This is a genomic window from Morococcus cerebrosus (genome assembly GCF_022749515.1).
GTDB classification, from domain to species: Bacteria; Pseudomonadota; Gammaproteobacteria; order Burkholderiales; family Neisseriaceae; genus Neisseria; species Neisseria cerebrosa.
This window is the reverse complement of the sequence record NZ_CP094242.1, coordinates 1,536,225-1,548,475: the sequence shown is the minus strand read 5'-3', so window position 1 is coordinate 1,548,475 and position 12,251 is coordinate 1,536,225. Positions and strand designations below refer to the sequence as shown.

Sequence of the window (12,251 nt, the reverse complement as noted above, 5' to 3'; positions counted from 1 at the left end):
ATGGGCTGAAGCCCGCCACTGACAATACCTATTTTAAAGTTTAAACCCATGCAACCCATCCAATACCAAACCGACCTCACCCCCTACAACACCTTCGGTCTTCGCGCCCAAGCCCAAGCCTTTATCGCACTCGAACACGCTGACGAGTTGCGCGACATCGTCCGATTGCCCGAGTTCGACCGCGATACCGTTTTATGGCTCGGCGGCGGCAGCAACATCCTCTTGATGCAGGATTACGCCGGACTGGTCGTCCATATGGAAAACAAAGGCATACGCGAGATTGCGCGTTCAGACGACCTCGTTTACATCGAAGCGCAGGCGGGCGAAATTTGGCACGATTTTGTCCTGCACACTGTCGCGCTGGGCTTGAACGGTCTGGAAAACCTGAGCCTGATTCCGGGTACGGTCGGCGCGTCGCCCGTGCAGAACATCGGCGCATACGGCGTGGAGGCGAAAGACGTGATTCACAGCGTGCGCTGCTTCGATTTGGATACGGAAACCTTTGTCGAGCTTGCCAATGCCGACTGCCGCTTCGCCTACCGCGAAAGCCTGTTCAAGCAGGAAGGCAAAGGGCGTTATGTGATTGTTTCGGTCGTATTCGCCCTGAAAGAGCGTTTCGAGCCGAATTTGGGTTACGGCGATTTGGCAGCCGCCGTTGCCGAACTGAGCGCGGGCAGAATGCCGACGGCGAAAGACATTTCCGATGCAGTGTGTTTAATCCGCAACAGTAAACTGCCTAATCCTAACGTACTTGGTAATGTCGGCAGTTTCTTTAAAAACCCCGTCGTCAGCGCGGAAAAAGCCGCTTCCCTGTTGCAGCAGCATCCCGATATGCCGCGCTATCCGCAGCCCGACGGTTCGGTCAAACTCGCCGCCGGCTGGCTGATCGACCAATGTCGTCTGAAAGGCTTCCAAATCGGCGGTGCAGCGGTACACGACAGGCAGGCTTTGGTTTTGGTGAACAAAAACAATGCTTCTTCAGACGACGTCCGGCAACTGGCGCAACATGTCTGCGATACAGTATTTACTCGATTTCAGGTAGAATTACACGCCGAACCCAATTGGCTGCCCGCTTCGTACAGCCTGTAAATCCAAGGAGTATGCCCGTGACCCGCATTGCAAAAACCAATACTTACACCCGCATCATCGACGCCAGCCTGACGCTCTTCAACGAGGAAGGCGAGCGCAACATCAGCACCAACCATATCGCGGCGCATTTGGGCATCAGTCCGGGCAATCTTTATTACCACTTCCGCAACAAAGACGAAATTATCGTCCAACTGTTCAAACGTTACAGCGAAGCCCTGCTGGCATACCTGAATGAAGCCGTGTTGCCGTCCGATGTGGAAGACTCCATCAATTATATGGCGGGCATTTATGACGTCATGTGGGAATACCGCTTCCTCTTTAGCGACGTGAACACCCTGCTTGCGCGCAGTGCCGAACTATTGGGCGAACACAATACCTTCACCCAAGCCAAAGTCTCCCCGCTCTTGGTCAACCTGCTCACCCAGCTCAACGGTCTGAACATCATCCAAGCCGACCAAACCGCCATGAACGACCTCGCCGTCAATATGTGGATGGTCACGAAATACTGGTTCGACTTCGACAGCTCCCTACGCGGGCGAACCAAGTTGACCGAAGACTCCAAAGCACGCGGCATCCGCCGTACCTTAAGCCTCCTGCGTCCCTACCTCTTGCCGGAACACCGCGAGGAATACGACCGAAGAATTACAGCGGCAGCCGATATTTTGACATCATAATCATTGGGGCAAGGTTAAAGGTCGTCTGAAAAAAGATGATGCGGCAAATCTCTGCCTGAGTATCCATGCCTAGTTGCCAATATCTAAAAAACATCTCAATTCGATTACAAACAGGAAAACTGATGAAAACCTTGAAATTTACCAAAATGCACGGTTTGGGCAATGATTTTATGGTGGTAAACGGTATCGGGCAGGATTTTGATCCGCTGACTGCGCCGCTTGCCGAATGGTCCGACCGTTTTAGAGGGGTGGGCTTCGATCAGTTGCTGTTGGTGGAAAAGCCTTCTTCCGATGCGGTGGATTTCCGTTATCGTATATTCAATGCGGACGGCAGCGAGGTGGAGCAGTGTGGCAACGGCGCACGCTGTTTTGCCCGATTTGTGGCGGATAAAGGTTTGACCGATAAAAAGGAAATTTTGGTGGAAACGGCTAAGGGCGTGATTATTCCCAAGCTGTTGGATAATGGTTTGGTGACCGTGAATATGGGCAAACCGCGCTTTACGTCGTCTGAAATTCCGTTTGTACCGGTTCCTGACGAAGCGGATGATGCTTTGACGCATATGGTGATGGTCGGTTTGGAGACAGTGCAGGTCAGTTGTGTGAATATGGGCAATCCTCATGCTGTGATCGTGGTCGAGGATGTACAGACTGCGCCCGTGGCTCATTGGGGTGAGGCGATTGAGTCACACGAACAGTTTCCGGAACGTGTCAACGTCGGCTTTATGCAGATTGTCGATAGGGAATCTATCCGCCTGCGCGTATTTGAACGCGGTGTGGGTGAAACGCAGGCTTGCGGTACGGGGGCTTGTGCGGCTGTGGTTTCGGGCGTCCGGTTGGGGCTGTTGGCGGAAGGTGTGCCAGTGAAGGTTTCGCTGCCGGGCGGGGATTTGTTTATTACTTGGTCGCATGGTGAGGACGTTTTGATGACCGGGCCTGTTCAAACGGTTTTTGAAGGCGAGTTGCAGTATTCATGATTTGGACGAATTTGGATTTTCTCGCCGTTGTTGCTTATGGGCTGGTGTTTTTTGGATTGATTTTCCGCGCTGAAATGTTCCAGTGGTTTTGGGCTTCGGTTGTTTTGTGGCTGGGCGTGTCGATTTTGGGATCGCAGCTTTTGCCGGGAATGTGGGGGATTACTCATGTCGGTCCGTTGTTTGTCCCGCATTTTTATCTGACTTTTGCCAGTGTGTTTTTCTTTGCTTTTCATTGGAAAAAGCAGGCGGATACTGGTTTTTGGCAGGCGGATTTGCAGCATCCGTTTTTGAGCGTGTTTGCCGTCAGCAATGTATTGATGACTTTGGCTTTTGTGTCGATTGCCGCGATATTGTATTTTCTGATGCCGGGCCGTTCTTTGGCTTTTACGTTTCCGGCTTTGTTGAAACTGTACGCGCTCAAGCCTGTTTATTGGTTTGTTTTGCAGTTTGTCATGATGGCGGTTTTTTATCTGCACCGCAGAAGTATTGCCAAGCAGTCGCCGGCGGTGTTCAGTAAAGCGCAACTCAGACTGGGCTGGCTGATGGCTTTGGTCATGCAGACTTTAGTCACGGGGGCGATAGTCGGAGAAATCGGACTTCATTAGGACGCATCAAGCCAAACAACCAAAAGTTATAAATAAAGAAACATTCGATATTGGTTTTTCAGACGACCTGTCTTTAATATACAGGTCATATCACATCAAAATCTGGAGTAGAAAATGAAGATTGCAAACAGCATTACCGAGCTGATCGGCAACACCCCGTTGGTCAAATTAAACCGTCTGACTGAAGGTTTGAAAGCCGAAGTCGCCGTCAAACTGGAATTTTTCAATCCCGGCAGCAGCGTGAAAGACCGCATTGCCGAAGCAATGGTTGAAGCCGCCGAAAAAGCGGGCAAAATCGGTAAGGATACTGTAATTGTGGAAGCGACCAGCGGCAATACGGGTATCGGTTTGGCAATGGTGTGCGCGGCGCGCGGCTACAAGCTGGCAATCACGATGCCTGAAAGCATGAGTAAAGAACGCAAAATGCTGCTGCGTGCGTTCGGTGCGGAATTGATTTTGACTCCTGCGTCCGAAGGTATGGCAGGGGCGATTGCAAAAGCACAAGCCTTGGTGGACGAGCATCCCGATACTTATTTCATGCCGCGCCAATTCGATAACGAGGCGAACCCGCAAATCCACCGCGAAACGACCGCCGAAGAAATTTGGCGCGATACTGACGGTAAAGTTGATATTTTTGTGGCGGGTGTCGGTACGGGCGGTACGGTTACCGGCGTGGGTGAAGTGTTGAAAAAATACAAACCCGAAGTCAAAGTCGTTGCCGTCGAGCCTGAAGCTTCTCCGGTGTTGAGCGGTGGCGAAAAAGGTCCGCACCCGATTCAAGGTATTGGCGCCGGCTTTATCCCTACCGTGTTGAATACCAAGGTATATGACAGCGTTTCCCAAGTTCCGAACGAAGCGGCGTTTGAAACCGCCCGCGCGATGGCGGAAAAAGAAGGTATTTTGGTCGGTATTTCTTCCGGTGCGGCAGTATGGAGCGCGCTGCAGCTTGCCAAACAGCCTGAAAACGAAGGCAAACTGATTGTCGTGCTGCTGCCTTCTTATGGCGAACGCTATCTTTCTACGCCTCTGTTTGCCGATTTGGCATAATAGGGTTGGGAGAAAATAAGTGATGAAAAAGACCGCTTCGGCGGTCTTTTTTGCGGTCTTGCGGCATGGTGTGGCGCAAAAATGGATTTATAGTGGATTAAATTTAAATCAGGACAAGGCGACGAAGCTGCAGACAGTACAGATAGTACGGCAAGGCGAGGCAACGCCGTACTGGTTTAAAGTTAGTCCACTATAAACCACCATATCGTGTAAAGATTGGAATGTAAGGCGAAAGTTGTTGTAATTCAGTCAACAGAAAAAGTCAGATTGATATAGAATTTGGTTATCTGGATAATCCTGATTATAATGGTAGACATGAAAAAATATATTCCCATCTTATTTGCGTTGGCGGCACTTGCCGGTTGTGAGACCATTTATGTCCCAAGCTTGCAAGAAGTGCCTGTCCGTCCGACTAATGTTAAGCCTAATGTTAAAACGACTAAGGGTGAAAAATCTGCGGCGTTCAGTTTGGCTTCTTCGCATTGGAGTGATGTTTCAAAAATCCGCGATGAGGCGACGCGTTTGAGCTATCAGGTCAGCCAAGGAAAAATGACCAAAGTTCAAGCTGCCCAATATCTGAACAAGTTCCGTATCCAGCTTGTCGGCCGTAATGTCGTGGATGACAGCGTATATGAGGTTTATCTGCGTTCTGCCGTTGACAGCCAACGAGGCGAAATCAATACCGAACAATCCAAACTGTATATCCAAAACGCCCTGCGCGGATGGCAGCAACGCTGGAAAAATATGGGTAACAAGCCTTCTAATCCGGCATTTACCAACTTCCTGATGGAAGTCATGAACATGACTCCGTTGAAATAAGTTTCTCATTTCAAACAAAAGGTCGTCTGAAAATTTTCAGACGACCTTTTGTTTTGGATGCTGATATTTATGATGTTTTACGCAGCAGCTTCTCGGTTGCCAGTCTTGCCCGCTCTTTGATGTCTTCCGTCAGATAAGTTTTCATCTGGCTGTACACCAAAGTAATAACGGCAATGTCGTCGCTGAATCCCAAAGGACCCAGCAAATCGGGAATGCTGTCGATAGGGCTGAGGAAGTAAACCAATGCGCCGACGATAATCATCTTGGCGCGTCTGGGGGTGTGAGGGGAGTCCCAAAGATAATACAGTGCATACAACTGGCGTACGATGGGCTCGCCCAACCGGCCTGCAAAACGGGCGAGTTTGTTGAGAAAGCCCGTTTTGTCCAAATTACGCCTTCTGAATTTTGGGATAAAGTTTTCCGGATCGGAAGACTGGGTGTATTGTTTTTCTTCGGAATGTTTCATAACAAGCCTCGCAGTAATTGAGTGGAAAGGGTTTGCCGTAATGCGGGCACAGTATAAAGCGGAGTAAGGCAAAGAAATGTCAGTTTTGCCTAAACGAGGCAAAATTATGGTTGACTACTTCTTTATCGTAGCTGTTTCATATTATAAATAAATATTATTTCGATTAATGGAAAAGATAGAAAAATCAAATGGCTTTGATAGCTAATAACATCTTAAAAATACTCGATTTACTCCCCATTTTGTTTAGAATACAAAGGGGCCTTGACATAAATTTGACATAAAAAGGAGATATAAATGAAATTTAAAACACTCGTAGCTGTTGGTATCAGTGCAATCTGTGCTGCGGGAGTGGTCAATGCGCATGAACACAAACATGACCACATGACACCTGCCGGTGCTTCTATTAAAGTGAAAGTGCAACAACTTGACCCGGTTAATGGTAATAAAGATGTAGGCACTGTAACGATTACCGAATCCAAGTACGGTTTGGTCTTTACGCCAAACTTAAGAGGATTAGAAGCCGGCTTGCATGGCTTTCACATTCACCAAAACCCAAGCTGTGAGCCGAAGGAAAAAGACGGTAAACTGACTGCAGGGTTGGGTGCCGGCGGTCACTGGGATCCGAAAGAAACCAAAAAACACGGTTTCCCATGGCAAGATGATGCCCACTTAGGCGATTTGCCTGCATTAACCGTATTGCACGACGGCACAGCCACCAATCCGGTTCTTGCGCCACGCATCAAACACCTTAATGAAGTTCGTGGTCATTCTATTATGATCCACGTTGGTGGCGACAATCATTCCGATCATCCTGCTCCGCTTGGTGGTGGCGGTGCGCGTATGGCGTGTGGCGTGATTAAATAGGTTAATTGTTAGAAACAAAAAGTGCGGTTAAAAATGTTGAACGTTTTAACCGCACTTTTATTTGCAATGAGATCTACTTCAGCACTTCAGCTGTGTTATTTAATTTATGAATAGCGTCAATCAGCTGTTTGTCTGAAGCCCGTATCATTCCGCTATGGTTGCAGCGCTGTCTTTTTGAAGGCATTAGTAGAAATCACATCATCGATATGACGTATGACGCAAATCTTTATTCACTAAAATATTGCAGTTTTGTAATAGAAAAATAAGAGAGTCGTCTGAAAAGTTGCCTGTTGAAATTTTGTTTTGAATGCAACGTTTTATCCCATAAGGTTATGGTTGTTTTGCTTGTGGATGCGTTGGTAAATGATATTAATTCATATTTTTATCACAAGAAACAAGATATTAATACTATTTTGATGGTGTGAGATTATGCGAAACTGATTAAGCGGTAGTGGAAAAAATGTTGGTTTAAGTATTAATAGAGATGTTTATTGTTATTGGTACAGTTTATGATGTTTTTTGGTAAAATTTATTAGATTGTTTATAAATTAGACTGTTCAAAATCGGATAAAACAGGTAAATTATAGTTTATGTAACTCGATGTAATTTGAGTTATTGGTTTTGAGCTGATAAAAAATACAGAGGAACTGGCTATGTCCGTCAAACCGCGTCCTGTCTTTTTGGAGATTCCCAATATACGGTTGCCTATACCGGGAATTGTCTCCATCTTGCACCGCATCAGCGGGGTAGGGTTATTTATAATGCTTCCCGTTTTGCTGTATCTCCTGTCCGGTACGTTGAGCCGCGAGTCGGCGTTTGAAACTTACCGTGCCATCGTTTCCAATCCTTTGGTCAAGTTGATTTTAATCGGCGTGTTATGGGCTTATCTGCACCATTTTCTCGCCGGTATCCGTTTTTTATTTTTGGATGCACACAAAGGCCTTGAGCTGAATACTGCGCGGAATACCGCCAAATTGGTGTTTGCTGCCGCGCTGGTGTTGACCGTCGTTTTGGGAGCGTTGTTATGGTAGAGCGTAAATTGACCGGTGCCCATTACGGTTTGCGCGATTGGGCGATGCAGCGTGCGACTGCGGTTATCATGTTGATCTATACCGTCGCGCTTTTAGTGATTCTGTTTACCTTGCCTAAAGAATATTCGGCTTGGCAGGCATTTTTCGATCAAGTTTGGGTGAAAGTGTTCACCCAGGTTAGCTTTATCGCCGTATTTTTGCACGCTTGGGTGGGTATCCGCGATTTGTGGATGGACTATATCAAACCCTTCGGCGTGCGTTTGTTTTTGCAGGTTGCCACCATCGTTTGGCTGGTCGGCTGCTTGGTGTATTCAATTAAAGTAATTTGGGGGTAAGTATGGGTTTTCCTGTTCGCAAGTTTGATGCCGTGATTGTCGGCGGTGGTGGTGCAGGTTTACGCGCAGCCCTCCAATTATCCAAATCCGGTCTGAATTGTGCCGTTTTGTCTAAAGTGTTCCCGACCCGTTCGCATACTGTAGCGGCGCAGGGCGGTATTTCCGCTTCGCTGGGTAATGTGCAGGAAGACCGTTGGGACTGGCACATGTACGATACCGTGAAAGGTTCCGACTGGCTGGGCGACCAAGACGCGATTGAGTTTATGTGTCGCGCCGCGCCTGAAGCGGTGATTGAGTTGGAACACATGGGTATGCCTTTTGACCGCGTGGAAAGCGGCAAAATTTATCAACGCCCTTTCGGCGGCCATACTGCCGAACACGGTAAACGCGCGGTAGAACGTGCCTGCGCGGTTGCCGACCGTACAGGTCATGCAATGCTGCATACTTTGTATCAACAAAACGTCCGTGCCAATACGCAATTCTTTGTGGAATGGACGGCGCAAGATTTGATTCGTGATGAAAACGGCGACGTCGTCGGTGTGACCGCCATGGAAATGGAAACCGGCGAAGTTTACATTTTCCATGCTAAAGCCGTGATGTTTGCTACTGGCGGCGGAGGTCGTATTTATGCTTCTTCTACCAATGCCTATATGAACACCGGCGACGGTTTGGGTATTTGCGCCCGTGCAGGCATTCCGTTGGAAGATATGGAGTTCTGGCAATTTCACCCGACCGGCGTGGCAGGTGCAGGCGTGTTGATTACCGAAGGCGTACGCGGTGAGGGCGGTATTCTGTTGAATGCTGACGGCGAACGCTTTATGGAACGCTATGCGCCGACCGTAAAAGACTTGGCTTCGCGCGACGTAGTTTCTCGCGCGATGGCGATGGAAATCTACGAAGGTCGAGGCTGTGGCAAAAACAAAGACCATGTATTGCTGAAAATCGACCATATCGGTGCCGAAAAAATTATGGAAAAACTGCCGGGCATCCGCGAGATTTCCATTCAGTTTGCCGGTATCGACCCGATTAAAGATCCGATTCCCGTTGTGCCGACTACCCACTACATGATGGGCGGTATTCCGACCAACTACCACGGCGAAGTCGTTGTTCCGCAAGGCGACGAATATGAAGTGCCGGTGAAAGGTCTGTACGCAGCGGGCGAGTGCGCTTGTGCTTCTGTGCACGGTGCGAACCGTTTAGGTACCAACTCTCTGTTGGACTTGGTGGTGTTCGGTAAAGCTGCCGGCGACAGCATGATTAAATTCATCAAAGAGCAAAGCGATTGGAAACCGCTGCCTGCCGATGCCGGCGAGCTGACCCGTCAACGTATCGAACGCTTGGATAACCAAACCGGCGGCGAAAACGTTGATGCATTGCGCCGTGAACTGCAACGCTCTGTCCAACTGCACGCCGGTGTGTTCCGTACCGATGAGATTCTCAGCAAAGGCGTTCGAGAAATTATGGCGATTGCCGAGCGTGTGAAGCGTACTGAAATCAAAGACAAGAGCAAAGTGTGGAATACCGCGCGTATCGAAGCTTTGGAATTGGATAATCTGATTGAAGTGGCAAAAGCGACTTTGGTGTCTGCCGAAGCACGTAAAGAATCACGCGGCGCGCACGCTTCAGACGACCATCCTGAGCGCGATGACGAAAACTGGATGAAACACACGCTGTATCATTCAGATACCAATACCTTGTCCTACAAACCGGTGCACACCCAGCCTTTGAGCGTGGAATACATCAAACCGGCCAAGCGCGTTTACTGATGCGTTTTCAGACGACCTCTGTATCACAAGGGGTCGTCTGAAAATCAAATACACCACCACACTGAACAGCCTGAACCCATAACATAAAACCATCAGGCGGTTTATGAGAAAAGGAACACTTCTCATGGAAAAAATGAGTTTTGAAATTTACCGTTACAATCCGGATGTTGATGCCAAACCATATATGCAACGTTACGAGTTGGAACTGGAACCTACCGACGTCAAACTTTTGGACGCGCTGGTGCGCCTGAAAGCGCAAGACGACACCCTGTCTTTCCGCCGTTCCTGCCGCGAAGGTATTTGCGGTTCTGACGGTATGAACATCAACGGCAAAAACGGCTTGGCATGTTTGACTGACTTACGAGGTTTGAAACAACCTGTCAAAATCCGCCCGCTGCCCGGTCTGCCTGTCATCCGCGACCTGATTGTGGACATGACCCAGTTCTTCAAACAATACCACTCCATCAAACCTTATGTCGTCAACGACAATCCGATCGATGCCGACAAAGAGCGTCTGCAAACTCAGGAAGAGCGTAAAGAGCTGGACGGCTTGTACGAATGTATTTTGTGCGCCTGCTGCTCGACTGCCTGCCCGTCGTTCTGGTGGAATCCCGACAAATTCGTCGGTCCGTCCGGTTTGCTGAATGCCTACCGCTTCATTGCCGACAGCCGCGATACCATCACCAACGAGCGTTTGGATAATTTGAACGACCCGTATCGCCTGTTCCGCTGCCATACCATCATGAACTGCGTGGACGTATGCCCTAAACACTTGAATCCGACCCGTGCCATCGGTAAGATTAAAGAAATTATGTTGAAACGAGCCGTTTAAGAAATGATGGTTTTTGACGATATTGCCAAACGGAAAATCCGTTTTCAAACCCGCCGGGGATTATTGGAGTTAGATTTGATTTTCGGCAGGTTTATGGAAAAAGAATTCGAGCATTTGAGCGATAAAGAGCTGTCCGAGTTTTCCGAAATCCTTGAGTTTCAAGATCAGGAGCTTCTTGCCCTGATCAACGGACATTCGGCGACAGACAAGGAACACCTTATCCCCATGCTTGAAAAAATCAGACGAGCTTGACGTATTGGAAATCCGCCTGCCTTTCGGCGGATTTCTAGGATACGGAGGTCGTCTGAAAATAAAGACCGTGCTGCATAGGCAGCAACGAAAGCCCCAACCTACAAAGGAGCGATAAATATGTCCAAATCAATTAAACTCAACGTACCCAATCAAGAGGATTTAGAACTGCCCGTATTGGAAGCGAGCATCGGTCATGACGTGGTCGATATCCGCGCACTGACGAAAAACACAGGCTTATTCTCATTCGACCCCGGGTTCGTTTCAACAGCAAGCTGCGAATCCAAAATCACTTATATCGACGGCGACAAAGGTCTGCTGTATTACCGTGGTTATCCCATCGAACAACTCGCCGAAAAATCCGATTATTTGGAAGTCTGCTACCTGCTGATTTACGGCGAACTGCCGACGCCTGAGCAAAAGGCAGAATTTGACAATACCGTCCGCCGTCATACGATGGTGCATGAACAGCTGACTTGGTTCTTCCGCGGCTTCCGTCGCGATGCGCATCCGATGGCGATGATGGTCGGCGTGGTTGGTGCATTGTCTGCGTTCTATCAAGACAGTCTGGACATTACGAACCCCGAACACCGCAAAATCGCAATTTACCGTCTGATTTCCAAAATTCCGACGATTGCGGCGATGTGCTACCGCTATTCCAACGGTCTGCCGTTCAATTATCCGAGAAACAACCTCTCTTATTCCGAAAATTTCATGCACATGATGTTTGCCACACCATGTGAAGACTACAAACCCAATCCCGTATTGGCACGCGCGCTTGACCGCATCTTTATCCTTCATGCCGACCACGAGCAAAACGCATCGACTTCGACCGTCCGTCTGGCAGGTTCTTCAGGTGCGAACCCGTTTGCCTGTATCGCTGCCGGTATTGCCTGTCTGTGGGGTGCATCCCACGGCGGCGCGAACGAAGCCGTCTTGAAAATGTTGGACGAAATCGGCGATGTATCCCGTGTTGCCGAATATATGGAAGGCGTGAAACAGCGTAAATACCGCCTGATGGGCTTCGGACACCGCGTGTACCGCAATATGGATCCGCGCGCCAGCATCATGCGCGAGACCTGTTATGAAGTGCTGAAAGAATTGGGCTTGGAAGACAGTCCGAAATTCAAGCTGGCAATGGAATTGGAACAAATTGCCCTGAAAGACCCGTTCTTCGTGGAGCGCAAACTGTACCCCAACGTCGACTTCTACTCCGGTATCGTCCTGTCCGCGCTGGGCATTCCGACCGAAATGTTTACCGTCATCTTTGCCCTGTCACGCAGCGTGGGCTGGATTTCGCACTGGCATGAAATGATTGGCGATCCTTCGCTGAAAATCGGCCGTCCGCGCCAACTTTATACCGGTGCCGTACGTCGTGATTATGTACCGGCGGATAAACGCTGAAAATCAGTATATTAATATGTTGTCGGAACTTCATTTGAGAAAGCCGAATAGTTTTTTTAAATAAGTTTGTCTGCAGCAAACGAAACAGATACAAGT

General features: G+C 48.8%; 15 protein-coding genes. 14 read left to right on the top strand and 1 reads right to left on the bottom strand.

Features of this window, described 5'->3' with window-relative positions; genetic code table 11:
* Window positions 1–48 precede the first annotated feature (48 nt).
* The 7 genes from murB to MON37_RS07220 all read left to right on the top strand — a co-directional run bounded on the left by murB (window position 49) and on the right by MON37_RS07220 (window position 5,208).
* Window positions 49–1,089, top strand: a complete 1,041-nt coding sequence (gene murB, locus MON37_RS07250) for a UDP-N-acetylmuramate dehydrogenase (RefSeq protein ID WP_039405313.1) — start codon at window positions 49–51, stop codon at window positions 1,087–1,089.
* 11 nt (window positions 1,090–1,100) lie between these two features.
* Window positions 1,101–1,763: a TetR/AcrR family transcriptional regulator gene (locus MON37_RS07245; RefSeq protein WP_039405314.1), complete on the top strand. Its 663-nt coding sequence runs from the start codon at window positions 1,101–1,103 to the stop codon at window positions 1,761–1,763.
* A gap of 122 nt (window positions 1,764–1,885) precedes the next feature.
* The gene (dapF, locus tag MON37_RS07240) at window positions 1,886–2,737 is read left to right on the top strand and encodes a diaminopimelate epimerase (RefSeq protein ID WP_003755574.1); all 852 of its coding nucleotides are present in this window, start codon (window positions 1,886–1,888) and stop codon (window positions 2,735–2,737) included.
* Window positions 2,734–3,342: a hypothetical protein gene (locus MON37_RS07235; RefSeq protein ID WP_039405317.1), complete on the top strand. Its 609-nt coding sequence runs from the start codon at window positions 2,734–2,736 to the stop codon at window positions 3,340–3,342. The genes dapF and MON37_RS07235 overlap by 4 nt, the downstream gene beginning before the upstream one ends.
* Before the next feature lie 114 nt (window positions 3,343–3,456).
* Window positions 3,457–4,389 carry a cysteine synthase A gene (gene cysK, locus MON37_RS07230; RefSeq protein ID WP_003769224.1) on the top strand — a complete coding sequence of 311 codons (933 nt, stop codon included), beginning with the start codon at window positions 3,457–3,459 and terminating at the stop codon, window positions 4,387–4,389.
* Window positions 4,390–4,411: 22 nt separating this feature from the next.
* Window positions 4,412–4,585 carry a hypothetical protein gene (locus MON37_RS12325; protein ID WP_052242808.1) on the top strand — a complete coding sequence of 58 codons (174 nt, stop codon included), beginning with the start codon at window positions 4,412–4,414 and terminating at the stop codon, window positions 4,583–4,585.
* Window positions 4,586–4,695: 110 nt separating this feature from the next.
* Window positions 4,696–5,208 carry a lipoprotein gene (locus tag MON37_RS07220; RefSeq protein ID WP_003755569.1) on the top strand — a complete coding sequence of 171 codons (513 nt, stop codon included), beginning with the start codon at window positions 4,696–4,698 and terminating at the stop codon, window positions 5,206–5,208.
* A gap of 67 nt (window positions 5,209–5,275) precedes the next feature.
* On the opposite strand, the gene MON37_RS07215 is transcribed toward MON37_RS07220, so the two are convergent.
* Window positions 5,276–5,674: a YkvA family protein gene (locus MON37_RS07215; RefSeq protein ID WP_003755567.1), complete on the bottom strand. Its 399-nt coding sequence runs from the start codon at window positions 5,672–5,674 to the stop codon at window positions 5,276–5,278.
* Window positions 5,675–5,968: 294 nt separating this feature from the next.
* Here MON37_RS07215 and sodC point away from each other — a divergent pair, with 294 nt between their 5' ends.
* From sodC to gltA, 7 genes are all read left to right on the top strand, one after another.
* Window positions 5,969–6,538 (top strand): superoxide dismutase family protein, encoded by a 570-nt coding sequence (gene sodC, locus MON37_RS07210; RefSeq protein WP_039405320.1) that lies wholly within the window; start codon window positions 5,969–5,971, stop codon window positions 6,536–6,538.
* Window positions 6,539–7,191: 653 nt separating this feature from the next.
* Window positions 7,192–7,569: a succinate dehydrogenase, cytochrome b556 subunit gene (gene sdhC / locus MON37_RS07205; RefSeq protein WP_003779309.1), complete on the top strand. Its 378-nt coding sequence runs from the start codon at window positions 7,192–7,194 to the stop codon at window positions 7,567–7,569.
* Window positions 7,563–7,904 (top strand): succinate dehydrogenase, hydrophobic membrane anchor protein, encoded by a 342-nt coding sequence (gene sdhD, locus MON37_RS07200; RefSeq protein ID WP_003755562.1) that lies wholly within the window; start codon window positions 7,563–7,565, stop codon window positions 7,902–7,904. The genes sdhC and sdhD overlap by 7 nt, the downstream gene beginning before the upstream one ends.
* 2 nt (window positions 7,905–7,906) lie before the next feature.
* Window positions 7,907–9,670 (top strand): succinate dehydrogenase flavoprotein subunit, encoded by a 1,764-nt coding sequence (gene sdhA, locus MON37_RS07195; protein WP_019270309.1) that lies wholly within the window; start codon window positions 7,907–7,909, stop codon window positions 9,668–9,670.
* A 124-nt stretch (window positions 9,671–9,794) separates the two neighbouring features.
* Complete coding sequence (locus MON37_RS07190) at window positions 9,795–10,502, top strand: succinate dehydrogenase iron-sulfur subunit (RefSeq protein WP_002241462.1); 708 nt, start codon at window positions 9,795–9,797, stop codon at window positions 10,500–10,502.
* Window positions 10,503–10,505: 3 nt separating this feature from the next.
* Entirely contained in the window at window positions 10,506–10,754 is a 249-nt protein-coding gene (locus MON37_RS07185; protein ID WP_003779310.1) for an FAD assembly factor SdhE, read from the top strand.
* A gap of 117 nt (window positions 10,755–10,871) precedes the next feature.
* The gene (gene gltA / locus MON37_RS07180) at window positions 10,872–12,155 is read left to right on the top strand and encodes a citrate synthase (protein ID WP_039405324.1); all 1,284 of its coding nucleotides are present in this window, start codon (window positions 10,872–10,874) and stop codon (window positions 12,153–12,155) included.
* The last annotated feature ends 96 nt before the right edge of the window (window positions 12,156–12,251 follow it).

Bases quoted from the DNA above. Each gene is read 5' to 3' on its own strand.
- murB (WP_039405313.1), top strand. From the start codon at position 49: ATGCAACCCATCCAATACCAAACCGACCTCACCCCCTACAACACCTTC.
- MON37_RS07245 (WP_039405314.1), top strand. From the start codon at position 1,101: ATGCCCGTGACCCGCATTGCAAAAACCAATACTTACACCCGCATCATC.
- dapF (WP_003755574.1), top strand. From the start codon at position 1,886: ATGAAAACCTTGAAATTTACCAAAATGCACGGTTTGGGCAATGATTTT.
- MON37_RS07235 (WP_039405317.1), top strand. From the start codon at position 2,734: ATGATTTGGACGAATTTGGATTTTCTCGCCGTTGTTGCTTATGGGCTG.
- cysK (WP_003769224.1), top strand. From the start codon at position 3,457: ATGAAGATTGCAAACAGCATTACCGAGCTGATCGGCAACACCCCGTTG.
- MON37_RS12325 (WP_052242808.1), top strand. From the start codon at position 4,412: ATGAAAAAGACCGCTTCGGCGGTCTTTTTTGCGGTCTTGCGGCATGGT.
- MON37_RS07220 (WP_003755569.1), top strand. From the start codon at position 4,696: ATGGTAGACATGAAAAAATATATTCCCATCTTATTTGCGTTGGCGGCA.
- MON37_RS07215 (WP_003755567.1), bottom strand. From the start codon at position 5,674: ATGAAACATTCCGAAGAAAAACAATACACCCAGTCTTCCGATCCGGAA.
- sodC (WP_039405320.1), top strand. From the start codon at position 5,969: ATGAAATTTAAAACACTCGTAGCTGTTGGTATCAGTGCAATCTGTGCT.
- sdhC (WP_003779309.1), top strand. From the start codon at position 7,192: ATGTCCGTCAAACCGCGTCCTGTCTTTTTGGAGATTCCCAATATACGG.
- sdhD (WP_003755562.1), top strand. From the start codon at position 7,563: ATGGTAGAGCGTAAATTGACCGGTGCCCATTACGGTTTGCGCGATTGG.
- sdhA (WP_019270309.1), top strand. From the start codon at position 7,907: ATGGGTTTTCCTGTTCGCAAGTTTGATGCCGTGATTGTCGGCGGTGGT.
- MON37_RS07190 (WP_002241462.1), top strand. From the start codon at position 9,795: ATGGAAAAAATGAGTTTTGAAATTTACCGTTACAATCCGGATGTTGAT.
- MON37_RS07185 (WP_003779310.1), top strand. From the start codon at position 10,506: ATGATGGTTTTTGACGATATTGCCAAACGGAAAATCCGTTTTCAAACC.
- gltA (WP_039405324.1), top strand. From the start codon at position 10,872: ATGTCCAAATCAATTAAACTCAACGTACCCAATCAAGAGGATTTAGAA.